The organism is Vibrio sp. 1557 (assembly GCF_033340175.1).
Taxonomy (GTDB): Bacteria; Pseudomonadota; Gammaproteobacteria; order Enterobacterales; family Vibrionaceae; genus Vibrio; species Vibrio alginolyticus.
The window spans coordinates 1-1135 of sequence record NZ_JAWOVZ010000236.1 but is presented as its reverse complement, the minus strand read 5'-3'; the positions used below and the strand labels follow the sequence as shown (position 1 = coordinate 1135).

The window sequence follows — 1135 nt, the reverse complement described above, 5'->3', positions numbered from 1 at the left end:
AGAGCTGGTTGCCACGCTACTCAATTGGGTTGAGCCGTACGAAGTGACATACCGAGAATGGCAAACTCTCGCGATAGAGAAGAATTCAAACGCTGTCAATTTTCAAACTGCATTTGATTTAGTCGCAGAACATGAAACCGCCATTTATCAATGTTGGCAGCGTTATCATACTAACGAGTCTGGGTTGCCGATTCTTCACGCCTTTTTGGCAAAATATCGTTAAAGCGAGACTGGCACACTTGCACCTCGTAAAGCCCTGCCAGACAATACTTTTAATACGCCGCGTAGAACGGAATCTTTATGGTTAATCCAAAACTCATTGCTCTACTGCCCGATTTGGCCTCCTTTATTTTGGTGGTCAACGAAGGCAGTTTTACTGCCGCAGCCAAACAGCTTGGCGTTACCCCATCTGCGTTAAGCAAACTGATCACCCGTTTGGAGCAAGCCCTCAACGTGAAGTTGTTTGAACGCACCACGCGCAAGCTGATCATTACTCAAGCAGGGCAAAAAGTGTATGACCAAAGCATTGCGATGGTTAATGCCGCGCAGCAAGCCGTTGAGCTATCTGCGGAAGAACATGCCGAACCAACTGGCGCGCTCACGGTAGCGGCACCAGAGGCGTTTTTAAACTCGGTCTTGCAACCGTTCGTGCTGCCTTTTTTGCAACGTTATCCAAAAATTCAGCTCAAGCTGCGCGCTGCCGACGGGGAAATCGACCTGTTTCGTCAGGGCATTGATGTCGCCTTTAAACTCACCGATAAACCGGATGAGAATTTGGTGCTCAAAGAGATAAGTAAAACCAATCTGGTTTTGTGTGCGTCGCCAGACTACCTCGCACAAAGAGGCATGCCAGAACATCCGACGCAACTTGAACAGCACGACTGTATTTACCTAGCGGAAAACGACAAAGACAACATTTGGTCGTTTTTTAAAGAAGAGGCGTTTCATTCCATCGCGGTCAGTGGTCGGTATGCGGTCAACCATTCGCAAATGCGCCTAAATGGCGTCAAGGCCGGTTTAGGGATTGGCATCTTCCACGATTTCGTGGTGAAAGAGGCATTAGAGCGCGGAGAAGTGGTCGAAGTGTTGTCCGATTGGATGATCAAAAGTAACTACCACGGTGCGGTCGCTATGC

General features: G+C 48.5%; 1 protein-coding gene and 1 pseudogene. Both read left to right on the top strand.

The annotated features are described in order from the left end of the window. Positions 1–223: pseudogene (locus R7070_RS26155) on the top strand (hypothetical protein); the annotation flags it as partial. A gap of 77 nt (positions 224–300) precedes the next feature. Next, positions 301–1135, top strand: an 835-nt coding sequence (locus R7070_RS26150) for a LysR family transcriptional regulator (protein WP_318141507.1), incomplete at its 3' end; no start/stop codon positions are given.